Origin of the sequence: Arthrobacter sp. Soil736, from assembly GCF_001428005.1 — a bacterium.
Taxonomy (GTDB): Bacteria; Actinomycetota; Actinomycetes; order Actinomycetales; family Micrococcaceae; genus Arthrobacter.
Genome location: NZ_LMSB01000034.1, coordinates 169,643 through 190,112, shown reverse-complemented (window position 1 = coordinate 190,112; position 20,470 = coordinate 169,643). Strand labels below are relative to the sequence as shown.

Below are 20,470 nucleotides of genomic sequence, written 5' to 3'. Positions count from 1 at the left end.
TTTGTCGGGCGGGGCGCGAAAGAGCCTGCGACGTCCTAAAGAGCGTGGGTTGTCCGCAAACGGGGGGATGCTACCGCCCGGGCTCAGACCCCGCAGCCGCAGCTTTCGCGCACCATGAGCTTCACCGGGAGCTCCTTAACCACCGGCGCAGGGCTGGGCTTGGTGACTTCGTCGATGAGGATTGACGCTGCAGTGCTACCCAGTTCCACCATGGGCTGCCTGATGGTGGTGAGCGTCGGACGGCTGACAAGGCCCGCCACCAGGCCGTCGAAGCCCGTGACTGCGACCTGCCCGGGAACACTGATTCCGGCCCGGGCCAGGGCGTCCATGTAGAGCAGCGCCTCGGCGTCGACGGCGCAGACGAAGGCCTGCGGAAGATGACCGGAAGCCCGCAACCTATGGATGGTCCGGTCGACGTCGGCTGCAGGGTCCGTGGGGCCGGACCGGGGCAGGGTGCGGATGTCCAGCCCGGCAACGCTCATCGCCTCCGCGTAGCCACGGAACCGGTGCTCCCGGTCCGGTGAACCCTCGGGCCCCACGAAGGTGATGTGGCGCAGGCCGTGGTGCTGGATCAGGTGTTCGGTCAGCAGGGCCATGCCGCCGGCATTTTCCACCGATACACGGTGTAGCCGGTTGTCCTCCGCGGGGTTGGACAGTTCAACCACGGGGATCCGCTTGGAAATCCGGCGCAGGATCTCGCCGGGAAGCGTGTTCGGGAAGACGGCCAGTCCGTCAACGCGGCCGGCGATCTCGGCGATGTCTGCCTCGGTGCTGGCGCCGTGGCCTTCGCCGATCATGAGCACGTAACCGCGCCGCCTGCACTCCATCTCCACGCCCCGCTGCACTTCGTCGTGGTACAGCGGGAACAGGCGGAAGTCCTTGTTGGCCTCGTCCGAGAACAGCGAGTCCCAGTCATGGCTGGCTTGACCGGGGCCCCTGGCCGTCCGGACGGCAGCATTGCGCGCGGCCTCGGTGCTGGAACGGCCAAAGTAGTCAAACGAAAACAGCCCGATCGCGCCCGTCTTGCCTCGAGCCAGGCCGCGGGCGCTGGCGCTGGGCAGGTAGCCCAGCGCCCGGGCCGCGTCCAAAACGGCTTCCCTGGTGGATTCGCGGACGCGATGCGGCTGCGTGAAGGTGAAGGACACGGTGGCGATGGAGACCCCGGCCCGCTCGGCGACGTCGTAGACGGTGGGCTTCTTGGCCATGGGACTCCTTTCCGCAGGCAATTCTATTCGCGTCAGGGCCCGGTACTTCCCACCTCAGTCCTGGGTGCTGAAGGCGGCGTCGAAGCTCGATTGCGAGGCGGGGAAATCGAACTTCTTCAGCGCTGCGAGCGCCTCCGGGGCGCCGTGGAGGCGGTCCATGCCGGCGTCTTCCCACTCGATGCTGATGGGGCCGGTGTAGCCGATGGCGGTCAGGGCACGGAACGACGATTCCCAGGGGACGTCGCCGCGTCCGGCCGAGACGAAGTCCCAGCCGCGGCGGGGGTCGCCCCACGGCAGGTGGGAGCCCATGACGGTGTTCCGGCCGGTGGGGCGGAGCTTGGTGTCCTTGCAGTCCACATGGTAGATCCGGTCCTTGAAGTCCCAGATGAAGGAGACGGGGTCGATGCCCTGCCACATGAAGTGGGACGGGTCCCAGTTCAGTCCGAATGCCTCGCGGTGGCCGATCGCTTCGAGGGTGCGCACTGTGGTCCAGTAGTCGTAGGCGATCTCCGACGGGTGGACTTCGTGGGCGAACCGGACCCCGCATTCGTCGAAGACGTCCAGGATCGGATTCCAGCGGTCGGCGAAGTCCTGGTAGCCGGCGTCGATGACTTTTGCCGGGACGGGCGGGAACATGGCCACGTACTGCCAGATGGAGGAGCCGGTGAACCCGACGACGGTGTCCACGCCGAGGGCCTTGGCGAGCCTTGCAGTGCGCTTCATTTCCTCGGCGGCGCGGGTGCGGACGCCTTCGGGGTCGCCGTCGCCCCAGACCTTGGAGCCGACGATCGCTTCGTGGCGGAAGTCGATGGGGTCATCGCACACGGCCTGGCCCTTGAGATGGTTGGAGATGGCCCAGACCTTCAGGTTGTACTTCTCCAGGACCGCGAGCTTGGACTCGACGTAGCCCGGTTCGTCCCAGCGCCAGGCGTCCAGGTGGTCCCCGGACACGGCGATCTCCAGTCCGTCATAGCCCCAGCCCGAGGCGAGTTTGGCGACTTCCTCGAAGGGCAGATCGGCCCACTGGCCGGTGAACAGGGTGTAAGGGCGGGGCATGTCAGGCTCCTTCGGCTGGGGAATCGGTCAGGGGAGTGGCGATCTGGATGGTGGAGCTTTTCGCTGCGGAGCTTTCCTCCACGGCCGCCAGGATGCGCTGGACGGTCAGGCCGTCATCGAACGACGGCGACGGCGCGGTTCCGTTGCTGATGGCGGTCAGGAAGTCCCGGATCTCGTGGGTGAAGGTGTGCTCCCAGCCGATGATATGGCCCTGGGGCCACCAAGCGTCCAGGTACGGGTGCCCGGGTTCGTTGACCAGGATGCGGCGGAATCCCTGCTCCCGCACCGGGAGGGTTGCGTCCAGGAAGCCGAGCTCGTTCAGGGCCTCAAGGTCGAAGAGCAGGGAGCCCTTGTCGCCGTAGATCTCAAGCCTGAGCGAATTCTTTTGCCCGGTGGCCACCCGCGACACCTCGACCGAGGCGACCGCCCCTGAGGCGAGGGACAGTGTGGCCCAGGCGGCGTCGTCGACCGTCACGTCCTCCGGTCCGTCCGTGCCCGGGCGGCTCGTGACGAAGGTGCGCAGGCGCCCGGACACTTCGGTGACGGCGTCGCCGAGGAGGAACAGGACTTGGTCGATGGCGTGGGAGGCGATGTCGCCCAGGGCGCCGGAGCCGGCCGTTTCCTTCCGCAGCCGCCAGGTCATGGGGGCCTGGTTGTCGGTGAGCCAGTCCTGCAGGTAGGCGGCGCGGACGTGGCGGACCGTTCCGAGCCGGCCTTCCGCGATCAGCTCTTTGGCCAGTGCCAGGGCCGGGACCCGGCGGTAGTTGAACCCGATCATCGACTGCACCCCGCGCTCCCGGGCGCCACGGGCGGCGATGGTCATTGCCTCGGCCTCGGCAAGCGTGTTGGCAAGCGGCTTTTCCACGAGGACGTGCTTGCCGGCTTCGAGTGCGGCGATGGCGATCTCCGCGTGCATCCAGCCCGGGGCGCAGATGTCCACGACGTCGATATCGTCGCGCGCGATCACCGCCCGCCAGTCGTTGGCGGACTCGGCCCAGCCGTATTTTGCCGCGGCGGCGGCGACCTTCTCGGCGTCACGGCCCACCAGGACCCTTTGTTCGAAGACCGGGACGTCGAAGAAGCTGGCGACGTTCCGCCACGCGTTGGAGTGGGCCTTGCCCATGAACGCGTATCCGATCATCGCTACGCCCAGCGGGCGGACGGACGCTGCCGCCGCAGGCGCGTCATCGCCCTGCCGCAGCGCGGATTCTGGAGTGGACATGTTGGTTCCTCAGGGACGGCTGCTGTTTCAATCGAACCTACGGGCACTTTTGTCCATAGTCAATCAAAAGTTATGGAAATAGATGCGTTAAGCCAGTGAGTTCCGGGGATCGTGTGCTATTCCTTAATCATGGAGACGACTATCGAGCGGCAGGAGCGGCCCATCGACGCGGGCTTCCTGGCCCGCGCCGGCGATCTTTTTCAGCTGCTTCGCGACGGCAGGCCCCGGACCCGGGCCGAGCTGTCCGAACAGACGGGCCTTGCGCGGACCACTGTTGCCGCGCGAATCGATGCCCTGACCGCCCTCGGCCTGGTGGGTCCTGCCGGCGAGGCCGCCTCCTCCGGCGGCAGGCCGCCGTCGAAATTCGCCTTCAACGCCAAGGTCCGGCTGGTCCTGGCCGCCGACGTCGGCGCCAGCCACGCGGCGATCGCCCTGACGGATCTCAACTCCAGCGTCCTGGCCCGGCACTCCGAACCGCTGGACGTGGCGCGGGGGCCCGAGGCGGTGCTGGACTGGGTTCTCCACAGCGGCCGGGAACTGCTGGCGCAGATAGGACGTACCGAGGCTGACATCGCCGGCATCGGCATTGGCCTTCCCGGACCCGTGCAACACGGCAGCGGCCGGCCCGTGAAGCCTCCGATCATGCCCGGCTGGGACGGGTTCGACGTCGTGGGATACATCCGCAAGGACATCGATGTTGAAGTCCTCGTGGACAACGACGTCAACATCATGGCGCTGGGGGAACGGCATGCCCATTGGAGCGAGTATGAGGATGTCCTCTTCATCAAGCTGGCCACCGGCGTGGGAGCGGGCATCATCAGCAGTGGCGAACTTCAGCGCGGCGCCGACGGCACGTCCGGCGACCTCGGCCACGTCCGCGTGCCGGGCGGCGAGGGCGTGCTGTGCCGGTGCGGAAACACGGGATGCCTGGAAGCGCTGGCCTCCGGTCCCGCGCTGGCCCGGAAGCTGCAAAGCCAGGGGATCGAGGCCAGTTCGGGGGCGGATGTCGTGGACCTGGCTGCTCAGGGGAACGTGCATGCCATCCATGCCCTGCGGCAGGCCGGCCGCGACGTCGGCGAAGTCCTGGCCATCTGCGTCAACATGCTCAACCCGTCCGTGATTGTAGTGGGCGGAAGCCTGTCCCGGGCCGGCGACCAGTTGCTGGCCGGGATCCGGGAAGCCGTCTACGGGCGGTCCCTGCCGCTCGCGACGGCCCGGCTGCGGATTGAGCAGTCGCGCGCCAAGACGGACGCCGCCATCCTCGGCGCCAGCCGCATGGTCATCGAGTACGTGCTGTCGCCGGCCGTCGTCGAATCCGCCGTGGCGGCCGCGGCCCGCCCGTAGCGGAACCGGCTCCCGTAGCGGAGCCGCCCGTACCGGAGCCGGCCCGGGGCCGCGCCGCCGGCCTTCCGTCGCCTTGGCATGCCCACTTCGCTCTGGGCTGCCCATGGCAGCCCGCGCCCCCGCTGCCGTGGTTCATTCCTGCCCTGAGGCGCGAAAGTCCGGTTCCTTTTGCCACTCCTCATCCAAAGTTCGCCCCCACGCGCATGCACCGTGTCTCGAAAGAGTTGATAAAAGCCGAAAATCAATGCGCTTAGCTCATTGACACGCACTAGGGCCCGTGAAAGCTTTACTTACAGCCGAGAAATTGCAGGCTTTTGTAATTAAAAAGTCAAAAGCTTGGCACTGAAATCTTCCTCACCACGTCATATCAACGCGGCCGTCCCTGGCCCGCCAGCGAAGACTGCTGGCGGACCGGGGCAGGCATATCGAAAGGAAACTCGTGAAGGCTTCCATGCCAGCCGGACGACGTCGTCTGGCCAAGAGTGTTGTGGCTACCGTGGCCATGGGCGTCCTGCTCGCAGGCTGCGGCGGCACCCCGGCGACTTCGCCGGAGTCTACGGCTGCCGCCGTCGACCTCAAGAGCGCTGAGGGCGCCAAGGGCGACATCACCATCTGCGGCGGCAAGGACGCCAGCGGCATCCACAAGAACACCACCGCCGCCTTCCACACGGCGAACCCGACCATCAACGCCAAGTACGTGGAGATCGGTTCGAGCACGGACCAGCAGCGCACCCAGACAGTGCAGCGCCTGGAAGGCAAGTCCACGGAATGCGACATCTTCATGATGGACGTCACCTGGGCCCCCGAGTTCGCTGCGCAGAACTGGCTGCTGGACCAGACCCCGGTGATGGAGAAAATCAAGGATCGACTGATCCCGTCGACAGCGCAGACCGCCTTGTACGACGGCAAGTACTGGGCCACCCCGTTCTACACCAACGCAGGACTCGTCTACTCCGCCAAGGGCAAGGTGGCCAAGCCGTCCACGTGGCAGGAGCTCTACGCCGAGGCCGCAAAGGCGCCGGGCAACGGCCTTGTATACCAGGCGCAGCAGTATGAGGGCCTGACCGTCAACTTCCTCGAACTCCTGTACAGCGCAGGCGGCGAGGCGGTGAACGACAAGGGCGAGGTGAAGATCGATTCGCCTGAGACCCGGGAAGTCCTCCAGTTCATGGCCGACGGCATCAAGAACGGCTCGGCCGACCGCGCGGTCATGACCTACAAGGAAGACGAGGCAAGGCTGGCGTACGAATCCGGCAACTTCGGGTACGAGCGCAACTGGCCGCACGTCTACCGGCTGCTGAACAATACCAAGCTGGCAGGCAAGTTCGACGTTTCGCCGCTGCCGTCCTTCGACGGCAAGTCCGCTGCAAGCGGCGTACTGGGCGGATGGAACTTTGCGATCTCGGCCTTCTCCCAGAACAGCGGAGCAGCACTGGCGTACATCAACTTCGCAACCACTCCGGAGTGGCAGAAGCACGTGGCCATCGACAGCTCGCAGGCACCCGTCAACGAGGCGGCCTACTCCGACCCCGAGGTCCTGAAGGCCATGCCGTTCGCGAAGGAACTGCTGGCATCCGTCAAGGGCGCCAAGCCGCGTCCGCAGTCCCCGGTCTACCCGCAGATCTCCCAGGCGATCTACAAGAACGTGCATTCGGTCCTGTCCGGATCGGCTTCGCCGGATGAGGCCGCCAAGAAGATGGCCGAGGACATCAAGACCGCACAGGACAGCTTCTAGCCATGACATCGACACAGAAGCTGGCCGAACGGCCGAGGACTTTCGTGTACGACCGCGCGGAACGCCGGCTGGCGGTCCGGATGGTGGCGCCGTCGCTGATCCTCATGTTCCTGGTGGCAGCCGTTCCCATCGGCTACGCCATCTGGCTGTCGCTTCACCAATACAGTGTGCGGCAGGCCGGGTTGTCACGGTTCGTCGGGCTGGACAACTACCTGGACGCGCTCAGCAGCGGCGCCTGGTGGTCAGCCTTCGGGCAGACGTTCACGTTCACCGCGGCTTCTGTCTCGTTGGAACTCGTCCTCGGAACGGCCATGGCGCTGCTCCTGAACATGACGTTCCGGGGACGGGGGCTGCTGCGGACCCTCGTGCTGCTGCCCTACGCGATCCTGACCGTGGTCAGCGCCATCACGTGGCAGACGATGTTCGAGCCGACCCTCGGCCTCGTCACCACGGTGCTCAGGGGACTCGGCCTGCCCGGCGGCGACATCGTCTGGCTCGGCGAGTCCGGTTACGCGATGGCAGTGATAGTGCTGGCGGATGTGTGGAAGACCGCCCCGTTCGTCGCCCTGCTGGTGCTCGCCGGCCTCCAGGTGATCCCTGACGAGGTCTACGAGGCAGCCGAGCTGGACGGGTCCACCAAGTGGACCACATTCGTCAACATCACCCTGCCCCTGCTGAAGCCGGCGATCGTGCTGGCCGCCATCTTCCGCACCATGGACGCCCTGAGGGTCTTCGATCTGCCGTTCGTCCTGACCCGCGGCGCCAACGGAACGGAATCGATGTCCATGCTGGCCTACACCGAGTTGCGGGAGAACCGGCTGGTCGGGGAGGGGTCCGCGCTGTCCATCCTCACCTTCCTGACCGTCATGGCAGTATCCGTCATCTACATCCGGTTCGCCGGCGGGAACATCCGCGCAGCTGCCCAGGAGAAGCAATGAGTACCGTCCTCGATGAACGCCGCGCCGCGGCCCAGGCGAGCCCCCGCCCGCGGCTCACCAGGAAGCCGCTTCGCCGCGGGGAGTCCAGGCTCCACCCCCTAACCTGGTTCTTCGTCCTGGCCGTGATGGCCTTCTCGCTGGTGCCTTTCTACTGGCTCATCAACACCTCCCTCAAGGCAGGGGCGAGCCTGGGCGCCGGGGAACTGTTCCCCAGCCAGCCCACGCTGGACAACTACCTTGTGGTGTTCCGCAACCCGGACTTTTTCCTGGCCCTGCGGAACTCGGTGATCATCGCCGTGGTGACCACCGCCGTCGCGCTCGTCTTCGCCTCCTTCGCCGCCTATGCCCTGGCCCGGCTGAAGATGAAGCGGAAGGCTCTGCTCCTGACGCTGATCCTCTCGGTCACCACCTTCCCGGCCATCGCCATCGCGGCGCCGATGTTCTCCATCTGGCGGGAAATCGGCCTCTACGACACCCTGATCGGCCTGATCATCCCCAAACTCACGTTCGCCCTACCCCTGGCGATCTACACGCTGACCTCCTTCTTCCGGGAAATCCCCAAGGAGCTGGAGGAATCGGCGTACATCGACGGAGCGTCGCCGTTCCTGGCCTTCCGGAAGGTAATCCTCCCGCTGGCCGTTCCGGGTCTTGCCACCACGGCCATCCTGGTGTTCATTTCAGTGTGGAATGAATTCCTGCTGGCCGTCACGCTGACGACGTCCCCCGAGTCCCGTCCAGTGCCGGTGGCGATCGCTTTCTTCAACGGCACCAGCGAATACGATCAGCCGATCGGCGCCATCAGCGCGGCGTCGGTCCTGATCACGATTCCGCTGGTGATCCTGGTGCTCGTCTGCCAGAAGCGGATCGTTGCCGGGATGACCGCGGGTGCCGTCAAGGGCTGACACGCCCTCATCAACCAAGCTCAACAACCCAAAAAACAAAGAAAAGGAAATTCCAGTGAGCATGCAGCAGGCACAGCCCGCACCCCTGAAGGTCGGGGTTGTCGGCATCGGATGGGCCGGTCAACAGCACATCAAGGCCTACAAGAATATAGAGGGCGTGGAACTCGTGGCCGTGGCTGCCATGGAGGAGGACCTCCTGAGCAGCCTCAAGGCCGAGTACAGCATTCCGCACACGTTCGCCCGCTGGGAGGACCTGATCGAGCTGGAAGGACTCGACGCCGTCAGCGTCGCGGTGCCGACGTTCCTGCACGCGCCGATCGCCATCGCGGCGCTGGAACGCGGGCTGCACGTCCTGAGCGAAAAGCCGCTGGCCCGCAACGGCGAAGAGGGTCTGCAGATGGTCGAGGCCGCGCGCAAGGCCGGCCGCGTCCTGGACGTTGCCTTCAACCACCGCCGCCGGGGCGACATCCAGAAACTGAAGGGCATCATCGACGACGGCGAACTCGGCCGCCCGTACTACGCCAAGGCATCCTGGCTCCGCCGCCAGGGCATCCCCATGCTGGGAAGCTGGTTCACGAACCCCGCGCTGGCCGGCGGCGGACCGCTGGCGGACATCGGCGTGCACGTCCTGGACTACGCCCTGCACCTCCTCGGCGAACCCAAGGTCGTGTCCGTCTCGGCGTCCACCCACTCCGAGCTGGGCCACCGCGGCCTCGGCGGCAATGCCCGGTACACCGCGATGAACGCGACCCACAAGTTCGAAGTGGAAGACTTCGCGTCGGCGTTCATCCGCCTTGAGGGCGGCGGCACGCTGATCCTCGAGGCCGGCTGGGCGGCCTACCGGGACGAAGACGACCTGATGGACTTCACCGTCTACGGGACCGACGGCGGCGCCGAACTGCGCGCCGTCGGCGCCTCCAACGCCCCCGTTGCGGACCTCCGGATCTTCAAGGAAGAGGACGGCGAAAACGCTGACTACACCGTGGTGGCGGAACCCGGCCGGGCGCACGAGGCGGTGGTGGAAGACTTTGTGGAAGCCGTCCGCGGCGGCGAGTCTGTCTGGGGCGCCCACGACGGTGCCCTGGCACTGAGCCGCGCACTGGTGCTCGATGCCTGCTACAAGTCCGCCCTCGAACAGCGCGAAGTGAGGCTCTGACATGACTGACAAACTCAACATCCTGGTGTGGAACGAAGGCGTCCATGAGGCCCGCAACCAACCGGAGACCATGGGGGAGATGTACCCCAAGGGAATTCACGGGGCCATCGCCGACGGGCTGAAAGGCTTCTATCCGGATTCCGGCATCACCACGGCTGCGCTGGCGGATCCGGAGCACGGGCTGTCGGAGGAAACCCTGGCCGCGACGGATGTCCTGCTGTGGTGGGGCCACGTGGCCCACGCCGAGGTCAGCGACGAAGTGGTCGAGCGCGTTCAGCGCCACGTCCTGGGCGGCATGGGGCTGATCGTCCTTCACTCGGGGCACTTTGCCAAGATCTTCACCCGGCTCCTGGGGACCACGTGCTCGCTCAAGTGGCGTAACGACGGCGAACGCGAGCTTGTGTGGACGGTCAAGCCTTCGCACCCGATTGCCGCGGGCGTGGAAAGCCCCATCGTGATCCCGAAGCAGGAGATGTACGGCGAGCTCTTCGACATCCCCGAGCCCGACGACCTCATCTTCATCAGCTCCTTTGAAGGCGGCGAAGTCTTCCGCTCGGGTGTCACGTTCTCCCGCGGCAAGGGCCGGATTTTCTACTTCAGCCCGGGCGACCAGGAGTATCCCGTCTACCACCAGCCCCAGATCCAGCAGGTCATCGCCAACGGAGTCGGCTGGGTGGCGCAGCCGAAGCAGTTCCGGGAGGCGCCCGGCGTGGCCAACGCCCAGCGGGACTGGTACCTGGCCTGAGGGTGCCGCATAGCTGAATAGGGTTTCCGGCGGGCAGGAGTGCAGCGATGTGCTCCTGCCCGCTTCCTGTCCGCCGACTTTTTCCATCGATTTGGCCGCGGCGTGATAGCAATGAAAGTGATGAGCCCCCTTACCGTGCACCCGCAAGCCGCCCCCGCCGCCGTATGAAAGCGCGCCCGGGTTCCAAGGTCCCCAGCAGCTGGATTCTGCTCGCCTGCATCGGCCTGATCGCACTGAACATGCGGGGTCCGTTCGTGGCGGTGGCCCCGGTGGCCGGGGCCATGCAGCAGGACCTGGGCTTTTCGCCCGTGGAGCTGGGGCTGCTGACGGGAATACCCGTGCTCTGCTTCTCTCTCGCTGCGCCCCTCGCCTCACTGGCCGGCCGCCGGCTGGGAGCGGAAGTGGCCATCACCCTGACCCTCCTGGGCGTCCTAGCCGGCGTTGTGGTCCGGTCCGCCGGGGGCGGCGCGCTGGTGATGCTCGGCACGGTGATTCTCGGCGTGGCCATCACGATCGGAAACATCGCGCTGCCGCTGGTCATCCGCCGGGACTTTTCCCCGCGCCGCCAGGGCACCGCGATGGGCATGTATACGGCCGCCCTGAATATCGGCTCGTTCGTCACGTCCGTGGTCACGGCACCCCTGGCCGAGGTTGCCAGCTGGCGTCCCGCCCTCGCGGCCAGCGCTGCCTTCGCCGTCGCCGCCATAGGCTTCTGGATGCTCGCGGCGGGCCGCGGGGCCTTCATTCCGGCGCCGGACGACGGCTCGGGCGGCGCTCCTGCCGCAGGCCGGCCCGCCTCACGCTGGACCACTGTGGGGCTGACCGTTGGCTTCGCCGGGCAGGCCGTCTCCTACTACGGAGTCACCGCCTGGCTTCCCACCCTGCTGTCGGATGAGCTGGGGATGGCTCCGGCTGCCGCCGGAGCGGGATCGTCCCTCTTCCAGATCCTCGCCATCGCGGGCGGCATGGGCGTTCCGCTGGTGGCCAGGTCTGCGAGTACGACGGCGGTGGCGCTCGCCTTGGGAGCCATGTGGCTGACCGTGCCGCTTGGCCTGCTGTTCGCGCCCGAGCTGTGGTGGCTGTGGTCCTCCTTCGGCGGCATCGCCCAGGGCGGCGGCATCACACTGATCTTCATCGCCATCATCAAGCTGGCCCGGGACCAGGCCTCGGCGGGCCGGATGTCGGCGATCGTCCAGGGCACGGGGTACTGCTTCGGCGCGGTGGCGCCCACGCTGCTGGGCTATGTGCAGGGTGCTTCAGGTTCCTGGGACGGGCCGCTCCTGATTATCCTGGGCTCCGTGCTGCTGTTCATCGTCGGAACCACGCTGTCCGTCCGGAAGGTGCCGAAACAGCGCTAAGGCGAGCGCCGCCGTCGTACGTCCTTCCCGCGCAACAGCGCGAACGAACACTTAAGCCCCCGCGCAACAGCGCGAACGAACACTTGAGCCCCCTAAATTCCTAAGGAAAGGGGCCTCAAGTGTTCGTTCGCGCTATGAAAAGGTGGGTTCCGTTGCCGGGCTGCCTCCCCGGATTTCGGGGGTGCTGTTGCGAAGGCGTGGCAGCCCGGCTGACGGAAATCTAGGCGGCGACGAGCTCGTCCTCGATTGCCTCGGCCGTGGCGTCTGCGCCCTCGCGGGCTTCGTGCAGGTAGCGGGCGTAGGCCGGAACGGTGAGGAAGCTGGGGAACTTGTCGCTGAGCGTGACTTCCTCGAAGATGTCGCGGGCGTCCTCGAAGCGGTCGCCATCGAAGCGTTCCAGCCCGGCGAACTCCTCGTCCAGCATGTCCTCGACCCATTCGCGGCTGATGATCTCGCCGTGGTCCGTGATGGCGCGGGAGTAGATCCACTGCCACAGCTGGGAGCGGGAGATCTCCGCGGTGGCGGCGTCTTCCATGAGGTTGTGGATGGCCACGGCGCCGTTGCCGCGGAGCCAGGATTCGATGTACCTGATGCCCACTTCGATGTTGTTCCGGATGCCCTGCTCGGTGATGGTGCCCTGGGTCGCGGCCACATTGATCAGTGCACGGTCATCAGGTGCAACGTCCTCGCGGAGGCGGTCCAGCTGGTTGGGCCGGTCGCCGAGCACGGCGTCGAACACCTCGCGGCAGACCGGGACGAGGTCCGGGTGGGCCACCCAGGAGCCGTCGAAGCCGTCGGCGGCTTCACGGGTCTTGTCCGCGCGGACCTTTTCGAAGGCGTTGGCGTTGGCGGCCTCGTCCTTGCGGTTGGGAACGGCTGCGGCCATTCCGCCGATCGCCATGGCGCCGCGCTTGTGGCAGGCGCGCACCAGCTGCTCGGTGTAGGCGCGCATGAACGGGGCTGTCATGGTCACCTGGCCGCGGTCCGGCAGGACGAACCGGGGGCCGCGGGTGCGGAAGTTCTTGATCAGGGAGAAGATGTAGTCCCAGCGGCCGGCGTTCAGCCCGGAGGCGTGGTCCCGCAGTTCGTACAGGATCTCCTCCATCTCGAAGGACGCCGTGATGGTTTCGATCAGCACCGTGGCGCGGATGGTGCCCTGCGGGATGCCGAGCAGGTCCTGGGCCAGGATGAAGATGTCGTTCCAGAGCCGTGCCTCGAGGTGGTTCTCGATCTTCGGCAGGTAGAAGTACGGGCCCTTGCCCTGGGCCAGCAGGCGGCGGGCGTTGTGGAAGAAGTACAGGCCGAAGTCCACGATGCCGCCGGCAACCGGTGTGCCGTTGATGAGCATGTGCTTCTCGGGCAGGTGCCAGCCGCGGGGACGCACCACGATGGTGGGCAGGTCCTCGGCCGGGCGGAGCTTGTAGTCCTTGCCCTCCGGGGACGTGAAGTCGATCCGGCGTTCCAGCGCGTCCGTGAGGTTGAGCTGTCCCTGGATCACGTTGCGCCAGGACGGCGTGGACGAATCTTCCATGTCCGCGAGCCATACCTTGGCGCCGGAGTTCAGGGCGTTGATGGTCATCTTCTTGTCCACGGGCCCGGTGATCTCCACGCGGCGGTCCTCCAGCCCCGGCGCCGGCGGAGCGACCCGCCAGTTCGGATCGTTGCGGATTTCCGCCGTCTCCGGGAGGAACCGGGGATCCTGGCCGGCGGCGATTTGGTCCCGCCGTGCCCTGCGAGCCCGCAGCAGCTCCTCGCGCCGCCCGGCCGTCGCATTGTGCAGCTTGGCCACAAACGCCAGCGCATCCGGCGTCAGTACCTCGCTCTGCCGGCAAATAGGCTGGGCGGTCAACGTGATCCCGTTGATAGTGAAGTTGTCGGTGAAGCTGTTCATGGGAGTTCTCCTTGAAAGGGTCCCAACTGAGTCGCAGTAGGTGTCGTTTTGAGCCTCCAAAACGACACCTACTGCTATCTAGTTGGGGAAGTTGCTAGTGGAACTGGCCTTCTTCGGTGGATCCCACCAGGGCCAGGGTGGATGCGTTCGGGTTGAGCGCAGTGGCGATGTCGTCGAAGTAGCCGGTGCCGACTTCGCGCTGGTGCTTGGTCGCGGTGTAGCCGCGGGACTCGGAGGCGAATTCCTTCTCCTGCAGCTCGACGTAGGCGCTCATGCCTTCACGGGCGTAGCCGTGGGCGAGATCGAACATCGAGTAGTTCAGGGCGTGGAAGCCGGCCAGGGTGATGAACTGGAACGTGAAGCCCATGGCGCCGAGTTCACGCTGGAACTTGGCGATGGTGGCGTCGTCCAGGTGCTTGCGCCAGTTGAACGACGGCGAGCAGTTGTAGGAGAGCATCTGGTCCGGGAACTCGGCCTTGACGGACTCGGCGAACTTGCGGGCCAGCTCGAGGTCCGGGGTGCCCGTTTCCATCCAGATGAGGTCGGAGTACGGGGCGTAGGCCTTGGCGCGGGCGATGCAGGGTTCGATGCCGTTGCGGACCTTGTAGAAGCCTTCCGGGGTGCGAACCGGCTGTCCGCCTTCGCGGAGGATGAATTCCTGGTCGCGCTCATCGACGTCGGAGGTGATCAGGGTTGCCGCCTCGGCGTCGGTGCGGGCGATGACGACCGACGGGGTGCCGGCGACGTCGGCGGCCAGGCGGGCCGCGTTCAGGGTCCGCACGTGCTGCTGCGTGGGGATCAGGACCTTGCCGCCGAGGTGGCCGCACTTCTTCTCCGAGGCGAGCTGGTCCTCCCAGTGAACGCCCGAGGCGCCGGCCTGGATCATGGACTTCATCAGCTCGTAGGCGTTCAGCGGTCCGCCGAAGCCAGCCTCGGCGTCGGCGACGATCGGCACCAGCCAGTCCTCAACGGTCTGGATGCCCTCGGAGAACTCGATCTGGTCTGCGCGGAGCAGGGCGTTGTTGATGCGGCGGACCACCGTGGGAACCGAGTTCGCCGGGTACAGCGACTGGTCCGGATACGTGTGGCCGGAGTTGTTGGCGTCCGCGGCCACCTGCCAGCCGGAAAGGTAGATGGCGCGGAGCCCGGCCTTGACCTGCTGCACGGCCTGGTTGCCGGTCAGGGCGCCCAGGGCGTTGGTGTACTTACCTTCCTTGTGCTCCTCGGTGAGCTGCTTCCACAGCTTCTCAGAGCCGCGGCGGGCCAGCGTGTGCTCTTCGGAGACGCGGCCGCGGAGGCGGACGACGTCCGAAGCCTTGTAGTCACGGGTCACACCTTCCCAGCGGGGGTTGGCGGCCCACTCGAGCTCCAGTGCGGCGGCCTGCTGTTCGGGCGTCTGCTGGGTGGGCTCAAATGCTGCAGTCATCTTTGTCTCCTTGTTTGTGCTCCGGGGGTGTCCCAGGACCGGCCCTTCCTGCGTCCTTGCAGTTCCGGCCGGCTGGACCGGTGCGGTGTTTCTTTCCGTGACACCTACTTTTCTGCACTTTCAAGGGGGTTACTAGATGAAAACCATGGAAAGAAATGCGTTTCTTCGCGTATGCTCAATAAATGTCGCCTACGAGCTGGAACCGCAAAGCCGCCACCCCGCCGTCGTCCCCTTCCGCCCCCGAAGTGGACGTCATCAGCCTGGGCCGCCGCGTGCGGCACCTGCGCAAAGCAGCGGGCATGACACTCGATGACCTGGGTGCCGTCGTCGGGACCGCACCGAGCCAGCTGAGCCTGATCGAGAACGGAAAGCGCGAGCCCAAACTGGGGATGCTGCAGCAGCTGGCCGCCGCCCTTAGTGTCACCATCGACCAGCTTCTCGGCGCCGAACCGCCGAACCGCCGTGCGGCCCTCGAGATCGAGCTGGAACGGTACCAGCGCAGTCCCATCTACGAATCCCTGAACCTGCCGAAAATCCGCATTAGCTCGCGGCTGCCGATGGACGTTTTGGAGTCCATGGTGGGCCTGCAGCATGAGCTGGAGCGCAGGCTCAACGAACAGGTGGCGACGCCCGAAGAAGCCCGCCGCGCGAACGCCGAACTGCGGGCCATGATGCGGGAGCGGAACAACTACTTCCCGGAGTACGAGGCGGAGGCCCAGAAGGTCCTGGCCTCGGTGGGACACACCAGCGGTCCGCTGTCCCACCACGTCATCGCGGACATCGCGGCGCATCTCGGATTCAGCCTTCACCATGTGGGCGATCTGCCGCATTCAACCCGTTCGGTGACCGACCTAAAGAATCACCGAATTTATCTCACGCAGAACCAGCGCACCGATCACGACCCCCGGTCAGTGCTCTTGCAGGCCCTGGGGCATTACGTTCTGGGCCACCAGACGCCGTCGAACTACGGCGATTTCCTGATGCAGCGCGTGGCCACGAATTATTTCGCGGCCGCGCTGATGCTGCCGGAGCAGGCCACCGTGGAGTTCCTGCAGAAGGCCAAGCAGGCCAAGGAAATTGCCGTGGAGGACATCCGGGACGCTTTCGCCGTGTCCTACGAAACCGCGGCCCACCGCTTCACCAACCTGGCCACCCAGCACCTGGACATCCGCACGCACTTCCAGAAGACGCACAAGAGCGGCATCATCTACAAGGCCTACGAGAACGACGGCGTGACGTTCCCCCAGGATCACACCGGCGCCATTGAAGGCCAGCCGTCATGCAAGAACTGGACGTCGCGGGTGGTGTTCGACGTGCCGGACAAGTTCAGCGCCTACAACCAGTACACGGACACGCCGGCGGGGACCTACTGGTGCACGGCCCGGACGGAGCGGTCGGCCAACGGCGAGTTTTCGCTGTCTGTCGGCGTGCCGTACGCGCAGGTGAAGTGGTTCCGCGGCCGCGACACCACCGAGCGGTCCAAGTCAACGTGCCCGGACGAGAACTGCTGCCGCCGCCCGCCGGCCGCGCTGACCTCGGAGTGGGCGGGCAACGCCTGGCCGTCGGCCCGGGCGCACTCGCACCTGCTGGCCGCGATGCCGCCGGGAGCGTTCCCGGGAGTGGACGAGACCGAGGTGTACACGTTCCTGCAGGCGCACTCGGGGAGCTGACGGGGCTCCCTGCCCGGTCCGACCCTGATTGATCGACGCTCTCTCACTGCCTGCAGGTTTCCTCCCGACGCTCTGTCACTTCCCGCGGGTTTTCCCGCGACGCTCTGTCACTTCCCGCGGGTTTTCCCGCGACGCTCTCTCACTTCCTGCAGGTTGGCCAGCGCGGGCCCGGCGGGCTGGGAAGCGTCCGAAGGTGGGCGGACTATATTGTCCCTGTCAGCACATCAATCCGATCGCGGGAGCGTGCACTCATGGCCAAGGAACTTGCAACCCAGCTCATCGAACAACTGCAGGCTGCCGGAGTGCAGCGAATTTACGGGATTGTGGGGGACAGCCTCAACCCGATTGTCGATGCCGTCCGCAAGACGGGCGGCTCCCAGCAGGGCGGAATCGACTGGATTCACGTCCGGCATGAAGAGGCTGCAGCCTTTGCCGCCGCGGCTGAAGCCCAGCTGACCGGCCGGCTCGCCGTGTGCGCCGGCTCGTGCGGCCCGGGGAACTTGCACTTGATCAACGGCCTCTACGACGCCAACCGATCCGGGGCGCCCGTGCTGGCCATTGCATCGCACATTCCCAGCAAACAGATCGGCAGCGGCTTCTTCCAGGAAACCCACCCGGACCGGCTCTTTAACGAATGCTCGGTGTACTCGGAGCTGGTCAGCACCCCGGAACAGGCACCCCGTGTGATGCACAGCGCGATCCAGCACGCCGTCGGACTCGGAGGAGTCGCCGTCGTCACTCTTCCGGGCGATATCGCGGGGCTGGACGCAACAGCGGAGACGCCTCTTCCTGCGGCGTTCGTGCCCGCAACCCTTGTGCCGGCGTCGGAGAGCGTCCAGAAGTTGGCTGATGCCATCAACGCGGCCGAGAAAGTGGCCATCTTCGCGGGAGCCGGCGTGCAGGGCGCCCATGACGAAGTGGTCGCCCTGGCCGAACTGATCCGCGCACCGATCGGCCACTCGCTGCGCGGCAAAGACTTCATGCAGTACGACAACCCGTACGACATCGGCATGACGGGCCTGTTGGGCTACGGTGCCGCCGCTGAGGGGATCGAGGACGCGGACCTGCTCATCCTGCTCGGCACCGATTTTCCGTATGACCAGTTCCTTCCCGGCACCCCCACGGCCCAGGTGGACCGCGCCGCCCACAAGCTGGGGAGACGGACCGACGTCGACATCGCCGTCCATGGAGACGTGCTGCCCACTCTCTCGGCCCTGATGCCCCTGCTCAAGCCGAAAAAGAGCCGCCGCTTCCTCGACCAGATGCTCAAGAAGCATGACCGGCTCATGAACAAGGCCGTGGGCGCCTACACCCGCAAAGTGGAAAAGTTGCAGCCGATCCACCCGGAGTACGCCGCCTCCCTGCTGGACCAGGTGGCTGCGGAGGATGCCATCTTCACCGCCGACACCGGGATGTGCAACGTCTGGACTGCGCGGTACATCAACCCGCTGGGCACCCGCCGGCTGATCGGATCCTTCCTGCACGGTTCCATGGCCAATGCCCTGCCGCACGCGATCGGCGCGCAGCTGGCCTATCCCGGGCGCCAGGTGGTGTCGGTCTCGGGGGACGGCGGACTGTCCATGCTGCTCGGCGAGCTCATCACGGTCGCCGCCTACCGGCTGCCGGTAAACGTGGTGGTGTTCAACAACTCCACCCTGGGCATGGTCAAGCTTGAGATGCTGGTGGACGGACTGCCTGACTTCGGCGTTGATGTGCCGGACGCCAACTACGCGGCCGTTGCCCAGGCTCTCGGCTTCCATTCGGTCCGCGTCACGGATCCGGCCCGGATCGAGCAGGCCTACCGCGAGGCGTTCGCCCATCCGGGACCGTCGCTGGTGGAACTCATCACGGACCCCAAGGCGCTCTCGATTCCGCCGAAGATCAAGGGGGCACAGGTCCTGGGCTTCGCCACGGCGATGTCCAAGGTGGTCCTGAACCGTGGCGCCGGCGAGGCCGTCAGTATGGCCCGGAGCAACCTGCGAAATATCCCGCGGCGGTAGATGCCCGGGACGACGACGGCGGTACGCCCGCCGTCGTACGCTTTCGACGGCAGCGACTGCCGGCCGCTACTGCCGGCGGCGCTCGGCCGCCAGCAGTGCCGCCACCTTGCCGATTAGTTCGTCGGGAACAGGCTTCCCCAACGGAAACTTCAGCGTGCCTTGGCAGCCAGGTACGGTGCGATCTCCTGCTCGAACGCCTCATCTCCGTGGGGAACCGGGTAGACGGAGACGTGGAACTGTGCCATCCATCGCTCCTTCCGAAACCGGGTCCCGCTGGAAGCAGATTTGCTCCGTTTCCGGGGTGTCTCGAGGATACGCCGGTGCTCAACACCAGAGAGAGCGTTGATCCGGAACGTGCAGGAAGTGAGCGAGCGTTAGCGAAAACGTTGCGAATGGTGAGAGAGGGTCGGAGCGTGAGACCGAAACGACAACAAACCGTGACCGGACAGGCATCGATACTGTCAGACCCTGCTGGTTGACTGTGGATAGGCGGTCTTCCGCGGTTTGTCTGAGGGGCGGCAATGAAGAGGATTCGAGTGGCTAAATTGGTGGCGGCAACGGCCGTGGTGGCGTTGACCGCGTGCTCGGCGCCGCAGCCCGGGCTCCTGAAGGCCGACGGCGTCGAACGGGTTTCGGTGCAACTCGCCGGCTACGACGCTGAGTTGCGGTCCCTCCGCGACTCGGCCCTGACGCTCGGGGAGGCGCTGCTGGCCGACGGCGGCGACGGCGCCAGCGGCAACGTGGTTGCGTCGCCGGGCAGCCTGCTGATTGCCCTTGCCATGCTGCGTGCCGGTGCGTCGGGTGAGGCAGCTGGCGAGATGGATGACGTCCTGAAGCTTCCCGCCAAACACCGCGATGAAGCCATGAACGCGCTGCTGGCTTCCCTGGAAAAGTTCGACGGCGACCCCGGCTCTGTGGATGAAGGGAGCCCGCCGCGGAAACCGGTAATGCACCCGGCGAACGGCCTGTTTGTGGACAAGGGTGTCACTACCGGTGCGGCCTACCTTGACACGCTGGCACGGCACTACGGCACCGGTGTGTATCCCGTGGACTTCAGTGACGAGGCGGCCACCAAGCCTGCCATCGACGCGTGGGTGGATAAGAACACCGGCGGCCGGATCAAAAAAGCTCCCGCGGAATACGACCGCAGAAACACCTTCAGCCTCCTCAACGCGCTGTACTTCGCCGCCGCATGGAATGTTCCGTTCGATCCCAACAACACGTCTGACCTCCCGTTCACCACGGCCGAGGGCAAGGAGATCACTGCTCCTGCCATGCACAACCTGCTGCCCATGAAGTACGCGGAAGGCCAGGGCTGGCGGGGCGTGGACCTTCCCTATGCCGACGGCTTCGTGATGCGGCTGGTCCTGCCGGACTCCGCGGCCAGCAAGGGCGCCGGCGAGGGCACAGGCACGGCGCTGAGCGCGGAAACTTTGGCTGAGATCGCCCGAACCATGGATTCCGCTCGGCAGGAAACGGTCCAGATCCAGCTGCCGCGGTGGGACCACAAGTGCAGCTTCGACCTCCGTAAAGTCCTGGGTGCAATGGGACTGCAGGAGACCCTCAGCACCACCACCGACTTCGACTCCATCCAGGAGGGAATGACGATCACCCAGGCCGCGCAGGCCGCCAACATCACCGTCGCGGAGAAGGGCACAGTGGCAGCCGCGGTAACCCAGATCAACGGCATGGTCACCAGCGCACCGCCGCAGCCGGACCGGACCATCGAGTTCGACAGGCCGTTCCACTACCAGATCATCCATGTCGAGACCGGCCTGCCGCTGTTCATGGGCACCGTTGCGGACCCGCGCTGACTCCGGCC

Annotated in this window: 15 protein-coding genes; 10 read left to right on the top strand and 5 right to left on the bottom strand. The window is 66.1% G+C overall.

Annotation, left to right across the window (positions count from 1 at the left end; genetic code table 11):
• Nucleotides 1–83 precede the first annotated feature (83 nt).
• The 3 genes from ASG92_RS17815 to ASG92_RS17805 are packed head-to-tail and all read right to left on the bottom strand — an operon-like array spanning nucleotide 84 to nucleotide 3,402.
• Nucleotides 84–1,205 carry a LacI family DNA-binding transcriptional regulator gene (locus tag ASG92_RS17815; protein WP_056631149.1) on the bottom strand — a complete coding sequence of 374 codons (1,122 nt, stop codon included), beginning with the start codon at nucleotides 1,203–1,205 and terminating at the stop codon, nucleotides 84–86.
• A 54-nt stretch (nucleotides 1,206–1,259) separates the two neighbouring features.
• Nucleotides 1,260–2,261, bottom strand: a complete 1,002-nt coding sequence (locus ASG92_RS17810; RefSeq protein ID WP_056631145.1) for a sugar phosphate isomerase/epimerase family protein — start codon at nucleotides 2,259–2,261, stop codon at nucleotides 1,260–1,262.
• Nucleotide 2,262: 1 nt separating this feature from the next.
• Complete coding sequence (locus ASG92_RS17805; RefSeq protein WP_240987208.1) at nucleotides 2,263–3,402, bottom strand: Gfo/Idh/MocA family oxidoreductase; 1,140 nt, start codon at nucleotides 3,400–3,402, stop codon at nucleotides 2,263–2,265.
• A gap of 210 nt (nucleotides 3,403–3,612) precedes the next feature.
• Between ASG92_RS17805 and ASG92_RS17800 the strand changes: the two genes are divergently transcribed.
• The 7 genes from ASG92_RS17800 (at nucleotide 3,613) to ASG92_RS17770 (ending at nucleotide 11,661) form a co-directional block, all read left to right on the top strand.
• Complete coding sequence (locus ASG92_RS17800; RefSeq protein WP_056631139.1) at nucleotides 3,613–4,827, top strand: ROK family transcriptional regulator; 1,215 nt, start codon at nucleotides 3,613–3,615, stop codon at nucleotides 4,825–4,827.
• Between the two features lie 439 nt (nucleotides 4,828–5,266).
• A complete protein-coding gene (locus tag ASG92_RS17795; RefSeq protein ID WP_240987185.1) occupies nucleotides 5,267–6,562 on the top strand; it encodes an ABC transporter substrate-binding protein in 1,296 nt (431 codons plus the stop codon).
• 2 nt (nucleotides 6,563–6,564) lie between these two features.
• Nucleotides 6,565–7,500, top strand: a complete 936-nt coding sequence (locus ASG92_RS17790) for a sugar ABC transporter permease (RefSeq protein WP_056631135.1) — start codon at nucleotides 6,565–6,567, stop codon at nucleotides 7,498–7,500.
• A complete protein-coding gene (locus ASG92_RS17785) occupies nucleotides 7,497–8,402 on the top strand; it encodes a carbohydrate ABC transporter permease (RefSeq protein ID WP_056631132.1) in 906 nt (301 codons plus the stop codon). The genes ASG92_RS17790 and ASG92_RS17785 overlap by 4 nt, the downstream gene beginning before the upstream one ends.
• Nucleotides 8,403–8,457: 55 nt before the next feature.
• Complete coding sequence (locus ASG92_RS17780; RefSeq protein WP_056631129.1) at nucleotides 8,458–9,558, top strand: Gfo/Idh/MocA family oxidoreductase; 1,101 nt, start codon at nucleotides 8,458–8,460, stop codon at nucleotides 9,556–9,558.
• A 1-nt stretch (nucleotide 9,559) separates the two neighbouring features.
• Nucleotides 9,560–10,303 carry a ThuA domain-containing protein gene (locus ASG92_RS17775; RefSeq protein ID WP_056631128.1) on the top strand — a complete coding sequence of 248 codons (744 nt, stop codon included), beginning with the start codon at nucleotides 9,560–9,562 and terminating at the stop codon, nucleotides 10,301–10,303.
• Nucleotides 10,304–10,467: 164 nt separating this feature from the next.
• A complete protein-coding gene (locus ASG92_RS17770; protein ID WP_056631125.1) occupies nucleotides 10,468–11,661 on the top strand; it encodes an MFS transporter in 1,194 nt (397 codons plus the stop codon).
• 220 nt (nucleotides 11,662–11,881) lie between these two features.
• Here the strand turns inward: ASG92_RS17770 and aceB are convergent, their stop codons facing one another.
• Together aceB and aceA are read right to left on the bottom strand one after the other, a co-directional pair.
• Nucleotides 11,882–13,552, bottom strand: a complete 1,671-nt coding sequence (gene aceB, locus ASG92_RS17765) for a malate synthase A (protein WP_056631122.1) — start codon at nucleotides 13,550–13,552, stop codon at nucleotides 11,882–11,884.
• A 94-nt stretch (nucleotides 13,553–13,646) separates the two neighbouring features.
• Entirely contained in the window at nucleotides 13,647–14,978 is a 1,332-nt protein-coding gene (aceA, locus tag ASG92_RS17760; protein ID WP_056631119.1) for an isocitrate lyase, read from the bottom strand.
• A 182-nt stretch (nucleotides 14,979–15,160) separates the two neighbouring features.
• Here aceA and ASG92_RS17755 point away from each other — a divergent pair, with 182 nt between their 5' ends.
• The 3 genes from ASG92_RS17755 (at nucleotide 15,161) to ASG92_RS17745 (ending at nucleotide 20,462) form a co-directional block, all read left to right on the top strand.
• Nucleotides 15,161–16,648 (top strand): helix-turn-helix transcriptional regulator, encoded by a 1,488-nt coding sequence (locus ASG92_RS17755; RefSeq protein WP_056631116.1) that lies wholly within the window; start codon nucleotides 15,161–15,163, stop codon nucleotides 16,646–16,648.
• 251 nt (nucleotides 16,649–16,899) lie between these two features.
• Complete coding sequence (locus ASG92_RS17750; protein WP_056631112.1) at nucleotides 16,900–18,648, top strand: pyruvate dehydrogenase; 1,749 nt, start codon at nucleotides 16,900–16,902, stop codon at nucleotides 18,646–18,648.
• 521 nt (nucleotides 18,649–19,169) lie between these two features.
• Nucleotides 19,170–20,462, top strand: a complete 1,293-nt coding sequence (locus ASG92_RS17745) for a serpin family protein (protein ID WP_056631110.1) — start codon at nucleotides 19,170–19,172, stop codon at nucleotides 20,460–20,462.
• Nucleotides 20,463–20,470 lie beyond the last annotated feature (8 nt).